Annotated in this window: 18 protein-coding genes and 1 riboswitch; of the genes, 9 read left to right on the top strand and 9 right to left on the bottom strand. The window is 34.9% G+C overall.

What is annotated here, in order from left to right; translation table 11 throughout:
• The first annotated feature begins 60 nt into the window (after window positions 1–60).
• On the top strand, window positions 61–1,467 hold the full coding sequence (locus FT993_RS02155) for a S41 family peptidase (RefSeq protein ID WP_147860898.1): 1,407 nt from the start codon (window positions 61–63) through the stop codon (window positions 1,465–1,467).
• Between the two features lie 114 nt (window positions 1,468–1,581).
• On the opposite strand, the gene FT993_RS02150 is transcribed toward FT993_RS02155, so the two are convergent.
• The gene (locus tag FT993_RS02150; RefSeq protein WP_147860897.1) at window positions 1,582–2,619 is read right to left on the bottom strand and encodes a YncE family protein; all 1,038 of its coding nucleotides are present in this window, start codon (window positions 2,617–2,619) and stop codon (window positions 1,582–1,584) included.
• A gap of 11 nt (window positions 2,620–2,630) precedes the next feature.
• Window positions 2,631–4,460 (bottom strand): TonB-dependent siderophore receptor, encoded by a 1,830-nt coding sequence (locus FT993_RS02145; protein ID WP_147860896.1) that lies wholly within the window; start codon window positions 4,458–4,460, stop codon window positions 2,631–2,633.
• Window positions 4,461–4,490: 30 nt separating this feature from the next.
• Window positions 4,491–4,697, bottom strand: a riboswitch (cobalamin riboswitch).
• A 65-nt stretch (window positions 4,698–4,762) separates the two neighbouring features.
• Here FT993_RS02145 and FT993_RS02140 point away from each other — a divergent pair.
• Genes FT993_RS02140 through FT993_RS02115 form a run of 6 tightly spaced genes read left to right on the top strand, consistent with a single transcriptional unit; the run spans window position 4,763 to window position 9,990 of the window.
• Complete coding sequence (locus FT993_RS02140) at window positions 4,763–5,911, top strand: ABC transporter substrate-binding protein (protein ID WP_147860895.1); 1,149 nt, start codon at window positions 4,763–4,765, stop codon at window positions 5,909–5,911.
• 4 nt (window positions 5,912–5,915) lie between these two features.
• On the top strand, window positions 5,916–6,935 hold the full coding sequence (locus FT993_RS02135) for an iron ABC transporter permease (protein WP_147860894.1): 1,020 nt from the start codon (window positions 5,916–5,918) through the stop codon (window positions 6,933–6,935).
• A 3-nt stretch (window positions 6,936–6,938) separates the two neighbouring features.
• A complete protein-coding gene (locus tag FT993_RS02130; RefSeq protein WP_147860893.1) occupies window positions 6,939–7,721 on the top strand; it encodes an ABC transporter ATP-binding protein in 783 nt (260 codons plus the stop codon).
• Between the two features lie 6 nt (window positions 7,722–7,727).
• Window positions 7,728–9,044 (top strand): DNA recombination protein RmuC, encoded by a 1,317-nt coding sequence (gene rmuC / locus FT993_RS02125; protein WP_147860892.1) that lies wholly within the window; start codon window positions 7,728–7,730, stop codon window positions 9,042–9,044.
• Window positions 9,045–9,064: 20 nt separating this feature from the next.
• A complete protein-coding gene (locus tag FT993_RS02120; protein WP_147860891.1) occupies window positions 9,065–9,430 on the top strand; it encodes a 6-phosphogluconate dehydrogenase in 366 nt (121 codons plus the stop codon).
• A gap of 14 nt (window positions 9,431–9,444) precedes the next feature.
• Complete coding sequence (locus FT993_RS02115; protein WP_147860890.1) at window positions 9,445–9,990, top strand: acyl-CoA thioesterase; 546 nt, start codon at window positions 9,445–9,447, stop codon at window positions 9,988–9,990.
• Between the two features lie 57 nt (window positions 9,991–10,047).
• Here FT993_RS02115 and FT993_RS02110 read toward each other — a convergent pair whose 3' ends face one another.
• On the bottom strand, window positions 10,048–10,425 hold the full coding sequence (locus tag FT993_RS02110; protein WP_147860889.1) for a DUF423 domain-containing protein: 378 nt from the start codon (window positions 10,423–10,425) through the stop codon (window positions 10,048–10,050).
• 147 nt (window positions 10,426–10,572) lie between these two features.
• Here FT993_RS02110 and FT993_RS02105 point away from each other — a divergent pair, with 147 nt between their 5' ends.
• Window positions 10,573–11,181 (top strand): SatD family protein, encoded by a 609-nt coding sequence (locus FT993_RS02105; protein ID WP_147860888.1) that lies wholly within the window; start codon window positions 10,573–10,575, stop codon window positions 11,179–11,181.
• Window positions 11,178–11,903 carry a DUF3307 domain-containing protein gene (locus FT993_RS02100; RefSeq protein ID WP_370450879.1) on the top strand — a complete coding sequence of 242 codons (726 nt, stop codon included), beginning with the start codon at window positions 11,178–11,180 and terminating at the stop codon, window positions 11,901–11,903. Before FT993_RS02105 ends, FT993_RS02100 begins: the two co-directional genes overlap by 4 nt.
• Before the next feature lie 173 nt (window positions 11,904–12,076).
• Here FT993_RS02100 and guaB read toward each other — a convergent pair whose 3' ends face one another.
• The 6 genes from guaB to FT993_RS02070 all read right to left on the bottom strand — a co-directional run bounded on the left by guaB (window position 12,077) and on the right by FT993_RS02070 (window position 17,653).
• Window positions 12,077–13,549 carry an IMP dehydrogenase gene (gene guaB, locus FT993_RS02095; protein WP_147860887.1) on the bottom strand — a complete coding sequence of 491 codons (1,473 nt, stop codon included), beginning with the start codon at window positions 13,547–13,549 and terminating at the stop codon, window positions 12,077–12,079.
• A 275-nt stretch (window positions 13,550–13,824) separates the two neighbouring features.
• A complete protein-coding gene (locus tag FT993_RS02090; protein ID WP_187240735.1) occupies window positions 13,825–14,337 on the bottom strand; it encodes a HAMP domain-containing sensor histidine kinase in 513 nt (170 codons plus the stop codon).
• Window positions 14,306–14,767, bottom strand: coding sequence for a hypothetical protein (locus tag FT993_RS02085; RefSeq protein ID WP_147860885.1), 462 nt, complete (start codon window positions 14,765–14,767; stop codon window positions 14,306–14,308). Before FT993_RS02085 ends, FT993_RS02090 begins: the two co-directional genes overlap by 32 nt.
• Before the next feature lie 323 nt (window positions 14,768–15,090).
• A complete protein-coding gene (locus FT993_RS02080) occupies window positions 15,091–15,954 on the bottom strand; it encodes a hydroxymethylglutaryl-CoA lyase (protein ID WP_147860884.1) in 864 nt (287 codons plus the stop codon).
• 63 nt (window positions 15,955–16,017) lie between these two features.
• Window positions 16,018–16,632, bottom strand: coding sequence for a LysE family translocator (locus tag FT993_RS02075; RefSeq protein ID WP_147860883.1), 615 nt, complete (start codon window positions 16,630–16,632; stop codon window positions 16,018–16,020).
• Window positions 16,625–17,653 carry a quinone-dependent dihydroorotate dehydrogenase gene (locus FT993_RS02070; protein ID WP_147861057.1) on the bottom strand — a complete coding sequence of 343 codons (1,029 nt, stop codon included), beginning with the start codon at window positions 17,651–17,653 and terminating at the stop codon, window positions 16,625–16,627. The genes FT993_RS02075 and FT993_RS02070 overlap by 8 nt, the downstream gene beginning before the upstream one ends.
• Window positions 17,654–17,722 lie beyond the last annotated feature (69 nt).

Here is a 17,722-nt window from a genome sequence, read left to right as displayed (position 1 = left end):
TACAAAAATCTATTTGTTTTTAATTTGTAGCTATCTTTAGACATAAAATTAAAGCTAGCTATGAAAAGAAACCTTTATTTCCCTCTATTTTTACTAAGCCTCTTCACAAGCTTAACCGGCTGTTTTTCAGATATAGACGACGAAGTGATTCCAGCTTCTAGCGTAGAGATAAATGACTTTATTTACAAAGGATTAAATCAATTTTACTTATACAAGCCAGATGTGCCACAATTAGCCAACAATTACTTTAATGATAATGCCAGTTATCGCACATTCTTAGAAGGTGATGCTAATCCTATCCAATTTTTTGAAAGCTTATTGAGTAACAGAGATCGCTTTAGTTTTATAGTTAGTGACTTTAGAGCATTAGAAAACAGCTTTAACAACATTAGCCTAACCACGGGTATGGAATACGGATTGGTTAGAATCTCAGAAACAAGCAGTGTATTTGGATATGTGCGCTATGTTTTACCCAATACTCCCGCTGCCAATCAAGGTGTTTCTCGAGGAATGCTTTTTGACAGGATAAATGAAACTGAATTAACTGAAGACAACTACCTTGAACTTCTAAACCAAGATAGCTTTACTATAGGACTAGCAGCAATAAATCAAGGCCAGTTAGTGCGTTTAGACCAACAAATAAAATTGAATAAAATAGAATTTACCGAAAATCCAGTTTTTTTAACTAAAATAATCAATAGCGGTCAGACCCCAGTAGGCTATCTTATGTATAATGGTTTTGTTACCAGCTTTGAAAATGAACTAAATACAGCTTTCGCGGAATTTAAAGCGGCTAATATTCAAGAATTGGTGGTTGATTTAAGGTACAACCCAGGTGGAAGTATTGAAATGTGTAATGATTTGGCCAGCATGATTACCGGTCAATTTAACCAAGAACTCTTTATTACTCAACGTTACAATAGTAATTTTGAAGATGTACCACGGTTTTTCAACAATAAACTTAGTAATGACGCTAGTATAAACAGCCTTAATTTAAATCAAGTATACGTGCTTACCACAACCAACTCGGCATCGGCAAGCGAATTATTAATTAGCGGCTTAAAGCCCTATATAAATGTTAAACAAATTGGCGATCGTACCCGAGGAAAATTTGAAGGTTCAGTAACCTTATACGATTCTGATAACTATTCCAGAAATGGTTCTAATCTTTCTATTAATCACAGTTACGCTATGCAACCTTTAGTATTAAAATCTATCAATAAAAACGGTTTTACCGATTATTTTAATGGTATAGAACCACAGCTTTTTATTGAAGAAGATTTTGGGAACTTAGGCGTCTTAGGAGATGAACAAGAACCACTTTTAAAAGCAGCTTTAGATGATATTTCTGGTGTTGGAAAACCGACTCCTATTGTAAGAGAATTTGACGTAAAACATTTGTATAATAGTAACCAAAAATCAAACTACTATAATAAAATGTTTATTGGCGCTCAAGAACTCCCGTAACGAACTTTTAATAGCCTTATTTAAGTAAAATCCCCTTCTTAGCCATAAACTAAAAAGGGGATTTTTATGCATTACAATTTACTTGCAAATGTTATTTAAGCGAACTGGATATTATTAATCATTAAACTCAACTCCATTTGCCCCTATTCCTGTGGTTATACTTTGAATAAGCTCACCTTCTAGGTTGTAAATCATCACATCACTATTTTCGGTAAAACCATTAACATCGGTATAAAAAATATGATCTTCTTCTACGGCAAATCCATAACCAACACCCCAACTTGCTCCGTCTGCATTGGTATCAACCAAGGCGGTTGCGGTCATTATATTTGCATTGGTGGCATTCTTGTAAATGCTGCTCCCTTGTGTGAAATAAATAAAATTATCTTCAACATCAAATTTTGAAACCCCGGTGAAACCATCTGCAAAAGGAATGGTAGTAATTTTTTGTTTTGAATTAATATTAAACTTGCTTACCCCTGATTGGTGCAAAACATAAAGAATATCGTCTTCCTCTTCTATGGCATTGATGTTATCGGGTAAATTTATGGCCTGCTCAACACTAAAGTCTGATACTTTTATTGGTGTTATTTCTTTCCCTGTACCAAAAGAAGCGTTTTGAACAAATAAATAGTTGTCTGTTAGTTCTAATTGCTCTACACTCTTGTTCAATTCTATTTTACGCAATAAACTAAAATCAGTTAAAGAATAAACCGTAATCGACTGTGAACCGCTGTTGCTTATATACAATACATTATCATTTGCCGCAGCAAATCGTGGTAATTCAATTTCTTCACTTATCGTGGCTACTTTTTCAAAAGTAAATCGGTTAACCACCTCTATTTTATTGCTATTGTTAAGTACTAAAAATGCGAAGTTCTCATTGGTAGTAAAATGATTGAGTACATCACCTAAAGAATTCCCGTTATTTGCATTGGCGTAAATACCATTTTCTAAAGTTGCAAAATCGGCACTTAGAAAACTTACACTAGCGGTGGGCGAACCAAAATTACCTTCGTTTGAAATAATATAGCCCAAATCGTACTTACCTTGTGGGGTAGGCAAACCCGAGTTATCGTCGTCGTTGTTACAAGAAATGATAGTTAAACTTACCGCAACTAGCAGTATCCAAGATTTAAAAAAATGCTTCATAAGATTTGTATTTATAAAATTAAATTAAAAAAAAGTTCAAAATTTCTTCCTGGCATTGGCTTATAATTAACCACAAAATAATTTTCATTGCTAAGGTTGCGCACCCGTGCCCCTAACTCCCAATTAAAAGTATTTGAATAGGTATAACTTAAACTGGTTTGGATAATAGGATAAGCCTTAAGAGCTGTTTTTTCGTTATTATTGGTTTGGGTATATACTTTACCAGTATAAATGGTTTGAGCAATGAAATTCCAGTTTTTATAAATTAGGTCTAACTTAGCGGTTAACTTATGCTTAGGAACATAAATAAGGGTGTTTCGTGTCACTAAATTTGTAGCATCGGTAAAGGCATAGATACTTTTTACTTGAACATCTAATTTTTTAAAGGTAGTTTTATAGGCTGCATTTCCTTCAATCCCTCTTGTGCGTACTTTATGCGTATTTATAGGTTTCCATATCGAAGCTTCGGCTGGCAACCACCTAATCATATCGCTTATTTTAATGTTATATCCGGTTAAACCGAATTGCCATCTTTTGTGTTTAAAACTATAACTCGCTTCAAATTGTCTTGAGGTCTCTGGTTTCAAATCTAAATTACCAGCACCGGGCCAAAATAAATCGTTAAAAGTAGGTATTCGGTAATTTTTTGAAAAACTAGCTTTTAAACTATGGTTTTTGTTTAATTGAAAATCGGTCCCTATTTGATAAAGTATTGGCATATTAAAATCTTCTGTGTGCTGCAAGCTTACTTGAGCTTGATAAATCCAATTCGCAGTAAGATGTTGTTTAAGAAAAAGATGAGCCTTGCTAATCTGGCGCGAAGCGGCAGAAATAGCTGTACCTTCTGCCCAATCTTTACGTAAATTTAAACGCACCTCTGTATACAAGTTTTTAATCGGTTTAAAACCAGTTTGAAGTATACTCACTAAAGATTTGGCGGTGCCGTGATCTTTTAAATTTGGCCGCTCTATGTTTTGAAAATAGGTATACTTTTCTTGTAAATATGCACCGCGAGCTTTGGCACTCCATTTACCTTTTACATACTCCCAAGCAATTTGGCTTTTATAATTTTCATCCTGATATTTGGTTCGGATTTGTGTAGATTCTAAAATAGGAAAATGTCGTTCGCTATCAAATGCATTTGCATAAAAAGTAAATTCATGAAAATTATTAAGCTTGACAGAAGCGTTGAGATATAAATTTAAATGATTAAAAGCTGCATTTTCATTCTTTGCATTAGAATTTAAAAATGGATAATCATTTTCAGATCGCACATAATTACCTCCTACTTGTACACTAAATTTTTGATTGGACCACTGGTAATCTAAACTTTGGTTAAAAGTAGTAAAACTGCCTAATGCCGAATTTAAAGAGAATTGATGGCCTTTATCAAAATCAAGTTGATTTTGCAGTAAAACACTTCCTCCAATTGCACCCGAGCCTAATTGCGCCGAACCACCACCAGATCGAACCAAAATATCAGAATATCCATGTGCCGAAAGAGTATTAAAGTCCACTTGCCCCAAAAAAGTAGAATTTACGTTTATACCATTCCATAAAACCGCTGTTTGCTGCGCCGTTGTACCCCTAAAACTAGGCGAAGAAACCATACCTAAACCATTCTCTTTAAAAAAAATAGGCGTTTCAAAATTTAGTACATCTGTGAGTTGCGGGCGGTACTTCTTTATCTCATTACCCTTGATTTCGACAATATTTTGGCCTACAGATTGGGTTCTAATATTGCTTGCTTTAAGCACAACAGAATCGAGAAGTTCTCGTTTTTGCGCTTGACCAGCATAACCTAAAAATAAAAGTAAGATTAAAAATAAATTTTGCCTCATAACCTATACTTGCTTATCCCGAGCAAATTGATTTAAAAAATTACTTTTGGCAGGTCTCCTGGCTTGCGTCTTTATAAAAAACCTTCCCATCTAAACGACAGTGGTATTGAAGAAATATTTATAAAGCGTTAAAAAACTAAGCTTACAGTTGCGGGAACAGCTTCCGATTCTAACGGAATTCCCTTTTAATAAAACCGGATTGATATCTCGATTTTAACCAAAATTTGGGCAAATATAAACATTTTTTAAAGCGAGGTGTAGTTAAAATTAAATAATATTACTTTTGCATAAATTTCAAAACTATGCGTCAATTCTTTTTTTGTGTTTTAATTCTTACAAGCCTATTAAGTTGTAAAAAGCAAACTTCTGCTTCAGCTACTTTTACCCCACCGCTTCAGAACAAAAACGAAACTTTAAAATTAAAGTATGCTAGTGGATTTGCTGTAAATAAATACGAAAATTACACCTTGCTATCGGTTAGTCAACCATGGCCCGACGCGCAAAAAGATTTTATTTATGCTATAGCCGAAAATAAAATCAATATTCCAGACAGTGTAGTTTATGATGCTTTTGTACCGCGTACATTAAATCGGTTAATCGTTACCTCTACTACTCATATTCCTGCACTAGAATCCCTAAAACAATTAGACAAACTCATTGCTTTTCCTAACTTAAATTATATTTCTTCGCCGGCGGTACGAACAAAAATAGAGAATGGTGAGGTCTTAGAGGTAGGAAATAAAAATCAGTTAAATACAGAGCTTGTATTAGCTTCACAACCAGACGCAGTTGTGGCTTCGGCTATCAATGCCAACAATAAATCATTCAGTACTTTAGAACGCAATGGGATTCCTGTTATTTATAACGGAGACTGGGTAGAAGAAACCCCTCTTGGTAAAGCCGAGTGGATTAAGTTTTTTGGGGTTTTATTAAATCAAGAGCAACAAGCCGACTCTATCTTTAATCAAATTGAGACAAATTACCTTAACGCTAAAAAAATAGCTAAAAAAGCCACTTCAAAACCCTTAGTTGTAAGCGGTAGTTTATATAAAGATGTTTGGTATGCGCCTGCAGGAGACTCGTGGCAGGCACAACTAATTCAAGACGCTAACGCCAATTACGTCTATGAAAAAACCAAAGGAAAAGGAAGCCTCTCGCTGGCTTTAGAAGAGGTTTTAGCAAATGCGCAAAATGCCAACATTTGGATTTCTCCTGGTAGTTTTACAAGCTACAAGGCCTTACTTGAAAGTAATCAACATTACAGTCAGCTTAGCGCGTATCAGAATAAAGAAGTATACACTATTGCTTTAACTACTGGGGAAACAGGTGGGGTGCTATTTTATGAATTGGGCCCCAACCGACCCGATTTAATCTTAATGGATTTGATTAAAATATTTCACCCAAATTTAGCCAATTATGATTTTACATTTTTTAAGCCTCTAAACCCTTAATATTTTGCAAAAACCTAAACGCCTGCTTTTTTTGGGTATACTACTCGTTTTAACTTTCTTCTTGATCAATATTAGTTTTGGTTCGGCTGCTATTCCTTTTGAAGAGGTACTCAAAATTCTTTGCTTTCAAGCCGAAGATTCGGTTGAGAAGTACATCGTACTCTCTTATCGTCTCCCAAAGGCAATTACAGCAATTTTAGTAGGTTCTGGTTTAGCTTTAAGCGGATTATTGATGCAAACCCTATTTAGAAATCCACTGGCCGGGCCGTATGTATTAGGATTAAGCAGTGGCGCCAGCTTGGGAGTAGCTTTGGTTATTTTGGGAAGCCAATTTTTGGGTGGTTTATTAACCATAAATTTATTTAACAACACGAGTATTATCATTGCCAGTAGTTTAGGGAGTTTTCTGGTTTTATTGGCTGTATTAATCGTAGCCAGGCGGGTACGAGATACCATGGCTATTTTAATAATTGGTCTTATGTTTGCGAGTTTTACTGCAGCGGCGGTTAGTATTCTTTCTTACTTTAGCAACGCCGAAAAACTGCAACAATATATTTTTTGGTCATTCGGAAGTTTAGGAGATTTAACCTGGGAAGAGGTAATTTGGCTTGCTTCTAGTTGGTTTATAGGACTATCGCTTTCTTTGCTTACCATTAAACCATTAAACGCTTTATTATTGGGCGAAGCCTATGCTCAAAGTGTGGGTACACAGATTAAAAAAAATAGAATTTTAGTTATTTTAGCAACAAGTATTTTAGCAGGTTCAATCACTGCATTTGCGGGACCCATTGCATTTATTGGCTTGGCAATACCCCATCTCGCAAGACTCATTATAAAACAAAGTAACCATGCATTTTTGTTTCCTGCTTGCATAATTCTAGGAAGTTTACTAATGTTAATAAGTGATTTAATAGCACAAATGCCCAGTTTCCAGTTTACCTTACCTATTAATGCTGTAACTTCGATTTTTGGAGCTCCAGTAGTAATATGGCTATTGGTGCGCAAAAAGAAAATGAGTTTTTAAGCAATGACCAAGCCGATTTTACATACAACAAACCTAAGTATTGGCTACCACCAAGAATGCATCGCTCAAGTAGATGATTTGAACATCAACAAAGGTGAGCTCGTAGCCATTATCGGTAAAAACGGAGCGGGAAAATCTACTCTACTAAAAACGCTGTCAGGAAACTTATCTCCTCAATCAGGAAAGGTAAGTATTAATAATACCCCTGTTTGCCAATTATCTGCTCTTGAATTAGCTAAGAAAATTGCCATTGTATTAACCAAAACCGATTTTTCAACCCACCTGAGTGTTCAAGAACTAGTGGCTTTAGGAAGACAGCCCTATACCAACTGGCTAGGGAATCTTACAAACCAAGACAAAAAAAAAGTTATTGAAGCGCTTAATTTGCTCGACATAGCTCATAAAAAGCGTGCTTCGTGTTCCAATTTAAGCGACGGCCAACTGCAAAAAGCTATGCTTGCCCGGGCGATTGCTCAAGACACGCCACTCATTATTTTAGACGAACCTACCTCCCATCTTGATTTATATCATAAGGTATTTGTTTTAAAAACTTTGCGCTTTTTAAGTAAAAAAACCAATAAAGCAATTGTATTTGCCTCGCATGAAATTGATCTAGCCCTACAATTGTGCGATAAAATTATTCTGGTACATCAAGCCAAAGTCAAACAATACGAAACCCATCAAGTTATAGAGAGCAATATTTTAAATCAAATGTTTCCATCAGAACTTATTTATTTTGACAAAAACAGTAAAAGTTTTAAAATTAAAGATACTATCATTAAATAATGTAATATGAGTAATGAGATTATTATTATCATTTTCGCTTTAAGCGGATTTTTTTTAGGTGCTTTAATTCTATTCATACTGTATAATCAAATCAGTAAAAGGCAAATAGAAAATTTGGTAAAACAACACCAAACCCAACTTGAAAATCAAGAGATCAATTACAAGACCAGAATAGACAGATATGAAGAGCAAATTATTGATCTGCAGGCCGATTATAAGAAGGCTGAGAAGGAATTATTTGAAACCAAATCAGACCTGCGCCAGAGTCTTTTTATGGAGCAAAATTTACAGCAAAAATTAAATACTCAAAAAACAGAACTAACCGATTTACAAGCAAAATTTAAAACCGATTTTGAAAACTTAGCGCAAAAAATTCTAGAACAAAAATCTGAAAAGTTTACCAAACAAAATCATGAACAAATCAATCAATTGCTTAACCCGCTGCAAGAAAAAATCAAAAGTTTTGAAAACAAAGTTGACCAAACCAATATTAATGCGGCCAAGCAATATTCTGCGCTAGAAAAGCAACTGCAGTTTTTAAATCAGCAAAACATAAAGATAAGCGAAGAGGCTACTAATCTAACAAAGGCCCTCAAAGGAAATTCTAAAATGCAAGGAAATTGGGGTGAGATGATTCTAGAACGCGTATTAGAGCGAAGCGGATTACAAAAAAATAGTGAGTACTTTGTGCAGCAGCATTTTACCACAGACAAAGGCAAGCGTTACTTCCCCGATGTGATTATTGCTTTACCAGGAGAAAAGAAAATGGTGGTTGACTCAAAAGTTTCGCTTACCGCTTATGAAACTTATTGCAATACGCGAGAAGAATCTGAAAAGAAAGTAGCCCTTAAACAACACCTGCTATCAATTGAGAAACACATTTCAAGTTTAAGCGAAAAAAATTACCAAAAACTATATCCAGAACAAAGTCCAGATTTTGTTTTATTGTTTATTCCTATAGAAGCTGCATTTGCCTTGGCGAGTCAAGAAAATCCGCAATTATACGGTCAAGCCTTTGATAAAAATATCATTCTTGTTACGCCTACTACCCTCTTAGCTGTACTGCGAACAATTGATAGTATGTGGCAAAACGAAAAGCAGCAACAAAATGCAATTGAAATCGCTACCCGAGCGGGTGCCTTGTATGACTCGTTTCATTTACTAATTGAAGAATTAGATAAACTAGGCCAACAGATTACTACAGTACAAAGAACTTACGATCGTGGTATGAAAAAATTAACGGGAAAAGGCAACTTGATTTCAAAGGTCGAAAAGCTTAAAAAACTAGGAGCAAAAGCCAATAAACAATTAGAAAAACAGTAACTTTCGTTAAATTCAAACTTATGAAGAAAACATTAAGTATTGTACTTTTAGGTATTAGCGTTTTAGCTGTAGCCTACTATGCTTTTATTTATTTTGTGCCTTATAGCGAAGGTACACGAGCGGGTGAACTTATAAAATTTAGTAACCGTGGGGTGATTATCAAAACATGGGAAGGTGAAATAAGTCAAGGTATAAGCGGAGCTCAGATATTTCAGTTTTCGGTTTTAGATCAAAATAAAGAGGTAATTGAAAAACTAAAAGAATACCAGGGAGAATATGTTAAACTTACCTATATAGAAAGATTTGGCACCTTTGTATTCTGGGGAGATACAAAATATTTTGTAACTAAAGTTGAACGCTCATCTTCTCCCCATTTTAGACGTTAATTCAGTAACTAAATATGCAAACAAGATATAAAACAATTAAAGAGTCTCAAGTTACCTTTTCAGAGCTTATGCTCCCTTCTCACTCCAATTTTAATAACAAAATACATGGAGGCTATATTTTAAATTTATTAGACCAAATTGCGTTTGCTTGTGCCTCAAAACACAGCGAGGCATACTGTGTGACGGCAAGTGTAGATAAGGTGAATTTTCTAAACCCAATTGAAATTGGTGAGTTGGTTACCATGCGTGCTTCTATTAACTACGTAGGTAGAAGCTCAATGGTTATTGGTATTCGCGTTGAAGCCGAAAATATTAAAACCCAACAGAAAAAACATTGTAATTCATCCTACTTTACTATGGTAGCTAAAGATGAAACTGGTCAAAGCGTTGAAGTTCCTGGACTAAGATTAAAAACTGAAAACGATATACGCCGTTTTGTGCGCGCAGTACAGCGCCGAAAAACAAAATCTGAACATAAGGAAAGCTTTAGTGAACAACACTTTTCTAGTGCTCTTTACTTAGAATTATTGAAAGAGGAAAAGGTTCAAATGGCACTTTAAGCAAACTTTATATAGATTATTATAAGATTAGAGTGAGGTTTTAAAATGGATTAGAAATTACAAAAGATATTTTAATCCCAACAAAACCCATCCTACTATTAGAAACAATCCTCCTAAGGGGGTAATTGGACCTAGAAACTTTTTAGGCTTCTGCTTATACCCCAAGTATATTAAACCGTAAATACTTCCTGAAAAAAGCAGAATACCTACTACAAAGCAACAAGTTAAGGCGACGCTTAAGGAATCTTCCCACGATAAACTGCTACCGCACCACAATAGTGCTAAGGCGTGAAACATTTGATAACGAATTGCCGTTTCTAAACTATGAAGCTGGTCTATAGTCAATTTACTCTGTAGTACATGGGCCCCGAAAGCTCCCAATATAACTGCTGTCCCGCCAAGAATAGCAGCAAAACTAATAACGATATCTTGCATTTTTTTGCACAAAGCTATTCTTTTTTTCTTAGAAAATATGGTATTTTAGATTTACGATAATATTGTCTCGGTATAAAATATCGTCTTAAAGAACGATAATTAATAATATCAATAATATTAACGATATTTGAAAAAGATAATTTAGTAATGGTAGCCACACTAACAGGCGATATTGTAAAATCGCAAAATTTAAAAGACCCTCAGCTTTATATAGGTGCTCTCAGCTCTATTTTTAATCGTTTAAATTTAAATTATGAGTTTTTTGGTGGTGACAGTTTTCAAATTGAATTGGCCGAACCGGAAAATAGTTTTGCTTTAGCGCTTCAAATTAAGGCGCACTTAATTGAAAAAGGTCAAATTAAAACCCGCATCGCTATAGGTATAGGCGAAATTACTTTTCAAGGCGATAGCTTGCTGACCCGACAAGGAAGTGCTTACTTGCGTTCTGGCAGATTACTTGAAAAGATTAAAAATTCTAAACAAAATCTAGCTATACGCACGGGGGATGAAAAATTTGATTCTGAAATTAATATAGGCTTTAAACTTTGCGAAATACCCATTTCACAATGGACTAAAAACACAGCCGAGATCGTGAGCCTTCTCTGTACTTATCCTGATTTAAACCAAGAGCAATTGGGCAAGAAAATAGGCATAAAGCAAAATACAGTGAGTGAGCGTATTAAACGTTCACATTGGGGCGTATTAAAGGAATTTGATACTTTATTTAAAGAAAAAGTAAAGGCTTTAAACCTATGATTTTACTATTTATAAAATTATTTCTGGCTCATCTTTTAGGTGATTTTTTACTACAACCTAATGCATGGGTAGCCAGCAAGGAAAAGAAAAAAATAAAATCGGGTAAATTTTATCTGCACCTGGCGGTACATGCTGGTTTGTCCTTACTTTTCTTAGCACATTGGCGTTATTGGTATGTCGTTTCACTAGTGGTTTTGGGCCATGGGTTCATTGACCTATTAAAATTATATCGGCAGAAAAAACACAATCGGCGCTTTTGGTTTTTTACCGATCAGACTTTACATTTGCTATCTATTTTTTTAATTACCTTACTTTACGGATACCATCATAAAATTCTTTCATGGAAAGACTTTACTTTACCTGATGTATTTTGGCTTTATGGTACGGGGCTATTTTTTCTTAGTTTTCCTTGTGCGTTTGCCATTAAAACAGCTTTGGCCTATTACACCCCTAAAACAGAGATTAAAAAAGATGAAAGCTTACATAAAGCCGGTCTATATATTGGTATGCTAGAAAGAATTCTGGTCTTTTTATTTGTTATTACGCAACACTGGGAAGGCATAGGGTTTTTGCTTGCTGCAAAATCGATTTTTAGGTTTAGTGATCTTACCAAGGCAAAAGACCGTAAATTAACCGAATATATACTTATAGGAACCTTGTTAAGCTATGGTATTGCTATATTAATGGGGTTACTTTGCAATTTTATAGCTTATCAACTTTAAAAGTAATCTTGTATTAGGGATTGAACGGCATGTTTGAGCTCTTGTTTTTTATGAAAAAATAAAGCGAGTAGTGAAAGCCCGGCCTGTTTTAGATTAAAACAGGAATACCCAAAAAAATAACCCTAGTCATTAAAAACTAGGGTTATTCTATAAGTGGAATTACTAATTACTGGTTAGCGAGAGTAGTTAGGCGCTTCTTTTGTTATGGTGACGTCATGCGGATGACTTTCAAAAACACCGGCAGAAGTAATTTTTACAAATTTTCCATCTTCTTTTAAGGTATTGATATTTTTTGCTCCACAATACCCCATTCCTGCGCGCAAACCTCCAATAAATTGGTTCATACTTTCAACCAATTCACCTTTATAAGGTACTCTACCTACAATGCCCTCTGGTACTAATTTTTTAATATCATCTTCGACATCTTGAAAATACCTGTCTTTAGATCCTTTTTGCATAGCCTCAACAGAACCCATGCCGCGATAAGATTTGTATTTTCTACCTTCATAAATAATTGTTTCTCCTGGTGATTCTTTAGTTCCTGCTAATAGAGAACCCAACATAACGCAGTCTGCCCCGGCCGCAATAGCCTTAGGAATATCTCCGGTATAACGAATTCCGCCATCGGCAATAACCGGTATGCCCGACCCTTTTATGGCCGCTGCTACTTCTAGAACAGCCGAAAATTGTGGAAAACCAACTCCTGCGACAACGCGGGTTGTACAAATAGATCCTGGTCCTATACCCACTTTAATTCCATCTGCACCCGCATTGACCAAATATTTAGCTGCACTAGCGGTGGCGATGTTTCCTACTACCACGTCTAAATTTGGGAAATTAGACTTTACTTGTTTTAAAACCTCAACCACACCTTTTGTATGTCCGTGAGCCGTGTCAATAATTACTGCATCTACACCGGCGTTTACCAAAGCCTCGGCACGGTCTACCGCATCCTGTGTAACCCCTATGGCTGCTGCAACGCGTAGCCTACCGTATTTATCTTTATTGGCAATAGGTTTTTGGGTTAATTTTGTAATATCTCTAAAGGTGATTAAACCTGCGAGTTTATTTTGCTGATTTACTACAGGTAATTTTTCTATTTTATTTTGCTGTAATATTTCTTCGGCATCCTCTAGCGAAGTACCCTCTGCAACTGTTACTAGATTTTCACTAGTCATAACCTCTTTTATGGGGCGATCAAGATTTTTCTCGAATCTTAAATCGCGATTAGTAACTATACCTATAAGTTCGATAGACTCGTTTACTATAGGAATACCACCAATACTATGTTCGCGCATTTGATTTTTTGCATCGCGAACGGTAGCCCAGAGTGGTAAAGTTACCGGATCTATAATCATTCCGCTTTCTGCCCGTTTAACCTTTCTTACTTTTAATGCCTGCTGTTCAATGGTCATATTTTTATGTAATACACCAATACCACCCTCCCGAGCCATGGCTATTGCCATTTGTGACTCGGTTACAGTATCCATCGCAGCAGAAGCGATAGGTACATTTACCTTAATATTTCTTGAAAAATTTGATTGAGTACTTACTTCGCGCGGAAGAACTTCTGAGTAAGCAGGAATCAACAATACATCATCATAAGTTAATCCTTCGCCTACTATTTTGTTGTTGTGTGCAGTCATCGCAATTAGAGTTTAATTGCATGCAAAAATACGTTATTATGCTTACTTATAATGAATCATGTCTTTTTTTTTCTGAATAAATATCAGCAACCTGAATAAACTGAAATTAATTTTACACTAGCCCTATTGATTTATTATTATTTAAGTACAATATTAATGAATAAGAAATAGGCTTTTTTTACGGTATTTAATTAAAGAAAATTATAGAATAGTCTTTAAGAATAGTAAATACACTATGCTTCATACGAACTTTAAAAATTTAATTTATTTCTAAACTAAAAGTTAATTTTTATTTCTGTTCCAGTAAAGCTATTGGGTATTATTTCTAAACTTCCGTTATTTTCTAGCACGTATTTTTTAACCAATTTTAACCCCAAACCAAAACTATTGGCGCTAGGTTTAACATTAACTGGCTCTAAGTGATTTATGTTTTGTATAGTAGCAATTAAATCTTGATGCATTACCTCACCTTCATTCAATATCGATAGGGTGATCTTGTCTTTGTCGCTAGTATCATAATCAATAATAACACGGCCTTTTTCATGCGTATGCTTAAGCGCGTTGGTTAAAATATTATGCAAGATTACGTGAAGTTGAGCCACTTGCATTTTTACAATTGGCTTTTGTTCTATACAATTATGAATTATTTGAACCTCTTTATATTTTGCAGGAATTTTATAAATACTTAAAACATCCGTCATCTCCTCCTGAATATCTAATGACTCAAATGTGCTTTTTATCTGGCCATTAATCTGACTATTCGCCCAAACCAGTAAATTGTTTAACATTTCGAGAAGTTTGAGTAAGCTGTAAGCGTATTTCTTTAAATGCCTCTTCTTTTTCATCATAGCTCAAGCTGCTTAGTACGGTATCATCCATTAATTGCGTCATAGCAGCGATAGGTGAACGTAAATCATGTGAAACGATAGAGAATAGTACATTTTTATTCTCATCTATTTCTTTTAAATGCCTATTTTTTCGATTCAATTCAGTGATAAGCCTCGCTATTTGTTTACCAATTTTTCTGTATTTAAACATAAAAAACAAAATCAACAATAAGAATAGGCCACCGCCGATAAGCAAGCTATTTCTCCATTTAATTTGATTTTGAGAAGCCTTATTTTTTTCTTGTAGTAATTGGTTCTCTTTTTCCTTTAAATCTAGCTCTAACAAACCAACAATTTGTGCTTGTTCTTTGTTATAAAGCGAATCGCTCAATTGTGAATGAAGCGTTAAATTTTCTATGGCTTTTGGTTATATTTCAACGACTCATCATAGTCGCCTCGAATATAACTTAAAGAACCTCTAATTTTGTAGGTAAGTCCCCTTAAACTATCGTTAGGGAACCGTTCTAAAAATGCTTCTGCTTTCCGGATTAAAGAAGCTCATTCAAATACATCGTTTTTGTAGATTTTTTTTGCCTCGTTTAAATAAAAACTACTGAAATCTTGAATCTGACTTATACCTTTTGCAGATATAAAAAGCGTAAAAAAAAATAGAGTAAGCCGTACACTGTAGTTTTATTAACCAGAAACTTAGCTTTAATGATAGGTTTTGAATATTTGAGTAGCCATATTATACGCCGATTCAAAACTCGTCATCTTAACATTAAACTCGGTCTTTTGTTGGTTAAAATAGCTTAACATTTTTTCTGTAGGCATATTTCCTGTTAACTTGTCTTTAGCCATTGGGCAGCCTCCAAAACCTTGTATAGCGCCATCAAAGCGCTTACACCCCGCTTTAAATGCGGCATCTACTTTGTTATGCCAGGCGTCTGGGGTGGTATGCAGGTGTGCTCCAAATTCAATATTAGGATAAGCCGGAATTAAATTAGAAAAAAGATAAGAAATAGTTTCTGAATTAGAAGTGCCAACTGTATCAGATAATGATAAAATCTCTACACCCATCTGGGCAAGCTTTTCTGTCCATTCTGCTACAATTTCAACATTCCACGGGTCGCCATATGGGTTTCCAAAACCCATAGAAAGATAAGCTACTACTTTTTTATTATGTTGATCTGCCAAGTTTATTATTTCTTGTAAAAGCTTAACCGATTCTCCAATGGTTTTGTGCGTATTACGCATTTGAAAATTCTCGGAAATAGAAAACGGGTAGCCTAAAAAATCAATTTCGGGATGTTGAACGGCATCCTGGGCTCCGCGTAAATTGGCAACAATAGCCAATAGTTTTGTTTTTGTGTTATCCAAATCAAGTCCGGCAAGTACCTCTGCCGTGTCTCGCATTTGTGGTATAGCTTTGGGGGAAACAAAACTTCCAAAATCTAAGGTATCAAAACCACAGCGAAGTAACGCCTGTAAATAATCGATTTTTTGGCTTGTAGGGATAAACGATTTTATGCCTTGCATGGCATCTCTAGGACACTCAATAAGCTTAATTTCTTTCATAAGCTCAAAGATACATGTTCTGTTTAAAATAAACAGCCTATGCTACAAATCCGTAAAGAAAAATCAAACAAATAAAAATAGGGCTATTCCTACAAAAACTACAATTTGAAGATAGTTTAGGTATTTAAAGGATTTGTTATTTTCATTAAATCGTTTAGAAATTGCTGCAGCAAGTAATGCAAAAGATGAAAAGACAAAAAAAGAAACAACAATAAAAAGCAAACCCAGTGTATAAATTTGCACTATAAAACTCCACTTTTCATTAAACAAAAACTGGGGGAGTAAAGCTAAGAAAAACAAAGCCACCTTGGGATTTAATATGTTCATTATAAAACCTTGCTTAAAAAGTGCCGTTGTTGATTTAAAAGTTACTTCTTCTTTCTTTAGCTTGATAGGTGCACTATGCTGATAAATTTTATAGGCTAGATAAAGCAGATAGGCTGCACCAAAAACTTTTACCATAAACAAAGCTTCTGGATACTTCTTTAGTAGCCCGGCCAATCCAAAAGCTACCAGACTAGTATGCACTAAACATCCTGTCATTAACCCTAAAACTGTAGCAATACCATATTTGCGGCCATAAACCAAACTTTGCGTGAGTACAAAAATATTATCGGGACCTGGTGAAAGTGCAAGTAAAAAAACTATTGCGCAAAATGACAGCAGGGTTTCAATCATTTATTTTAGCGCTTAGTTTTTGGTTTATTTCTTTAATCAAACGCGGCCCCTCATAAATAAAACCGGTATAAAGTTGAACCAAACTGGCTCCGGCTTCTAATTTTTCCAAAGCATCATTGGCAGAATGAATACCTCCTACCCCAATTATTGGGAAAGACTGCTTACTATTTTGAGAAAGAAAGCGTATAACTTCAGTCGATCTCGATTTTAAGGGCTTTCCGCTAAGACCACCTTGTTCTTTTCTATTTTCAGATTGCAACCCTTCTCTAGAAATTGTAGTATTAGTAGCAATTACTCCGCCTATATTGGTTTCTTGTACAATTTCAATAATATCCAGTAACTGCTCGTCGCTCAGATCTGGCGCTATTTTCAGCAATATGGGTTTAGGTTTTGGTTTTTGCTTGTTTTGTTCTTGTAAAGCAAAAAGTATTTTCTTTAATGGCTCTTTATCTTGCAATGCTCTTAAGTCTGGTGTGTTGGGCGAACTTACATTCACTACGAAATAATCTACAAAATCAAAAAGTTGCTCAAAACCTTTTTGATAATCTAAAAGAGCTTGATCGTTTGGGGTAATTTTATTTTTACCAATATTACCTCCTATGATAACTTGCTTTTTATTCTTTTTTAATCGCTCTACGGCGGATGCTAAGCCTTGATTATTAAATCCCATTCTATTGATAATAGCATCATCTTCTTTAAGCCTAAAAAGTCTTTTCTTAGGGTTACCTTCCTGGGGTTTCGGGGTTAAAGTACCAATTTCAACAAAACCAAAACCTAATGATCCTAATTCATTAAAAAGCTGAGCATCTTTATCAAAACCCGCAGCTAATCCTACAGGATTTTTAAATTTTAAACCAAATACCTCTCGCTCTAAACTTATATCATTTACAGCAAAGCGCTTTCTAATAAGGGGCTCCACTCCTGGAATTTTAAAAGCAAACTTTAGTGTTTTAAAAGTAAAATGATGAACTTTTTCTGGATCAAATTTAAAAAGCAAAGGCCGTATTAAAGAGGTATACATGGTAATGATAGGTTTATGCAAAAATAATTTAAATTGAAAAACGGCAAGACTAAATGCAATAAAAAACCA

It is taken from the genome of Mesonia sp. HuA40 (assembly GCF_008017835.1).
In the GTDB taxonomy this organism is placed as follows: domain Bacteria; phylum Bacteroidota; class Bacteroidia; order Flavobacteriales; family Flavobacteriaceae; genus Mesonia.
Note: the sequence above shows the minus strand (reverse complement) of the source record. Positions and strands in the feature narration are given on the sequence as shown.

Bases quoted from the DNA above. Each gene is read 5' to 3' on its own strand.
- FT993_RS02110 (WP_147860889.1), bottom strand. From the start codon at position 10,425: ATGCAAGATATCGTTATTAGTTTTGCTGCTATTCTTGGCGGGACAGCA.
- FT993_RS02130 (WP_147860893.1), top strand. From the start codon at position 6,939: ATGACCAAGCCGATTTTACATACAACAAACCTAAGTATTGGCTACCAC.
- FT993_RS02105 (WP_147860888.1), top strand. From the start codon at position 10,573: ATGGTAGCCACACTAACAGGCGATATTGTAAAATCGCAAAATTTAAAA.
- FT993_RS02100 (WP_370450879.1), top strand. From the start codon at position 11,178: ATGATTTTACTATTTATAAAATTATTTCTGGCTCATCTTTTAGGTGAT.
- FT993_RS02080 (WP_147860884.1), bottom strand. From the start codon at position 15,954: ATGAAAGAAATTAAGCTTATTGAGTGTCCTAGAGATGCCATGCAAGGC.
- FT993_RS02155 (WP_147860898.1), top strand. From the start codon at position 61: ATGAAAAGAAACCTTTATTTCCCTCTATTTTTACTAAGCCTCTTCACA.
- guaB (WP_147860887.1), bottom strand. From the start codon at position 13,549: ATGACTGCACACAACAACAAAATAGTAGGCGAAGGATTAACTTATGAT.
- FT993_RS02075 (WP_147860883.1), bottom strand. From the start codon at position 16,632: ATGATTGAAACCCTGCTGTCATTTTGCGCAATAGTTTTTTTACTTGCA.
- FT993_RS02090 (WP_187240735.1), bottom strand. From the start codon at position 14,337: ATGTTAAACAATTTACTGGTTTGGGCGAATAGTCAGATTAATGGCCAG.
- rmuC (WP_147860892.1), top strand. From the start codon at position 7,728: ATGAGTAATGAGATTATTATTATCATTTTCGCTTTAAGCGGATTTTTT.
- FT993_RS02115 (WP_147860890.1), top strand. From the start codon at position 9,445: ATGCAAACAAGATATAAAACAATTAAAGAGTCTCAAGTTACCTTTTCA.
- FT993_RS02070 (WP_147861057.1), bottom strand. From the start codon at position 17,653: ATGTATACCTCTTTAATACGGCCTTTGCTTTTTAAATTTGATCCAGAA.
- FT993_RS02150 (WP_147860897.1), bottom strand. From the start codon at position 2,619: ATGAAGCATTTTTTTAAATCTTGGATACTGCTAGTTGCGGTAAGTTTA.
- FT993_RS02140 (WP_147860895.1), top strand. From the start codon at position 4,763: ATGCGTCAATTCTTTTTTTGTGTTTTAATTCTTACAAGCCTATTAAGT.
- FT993_RS02145 (WP_147860896.1), bottom strand. From the start codon at position 4,460: ATGAGGCAAAATTTATTTTTAATCTTACTTTTATTTTTAGGTTATGCT.
- FT993_RS02120 (WP_147860891.1), top strand. From the start codon at position 9,065: ATGAAGAAAACATTAAGTATTGTACTTTTAGGTATTAGCGTTTTAGCT.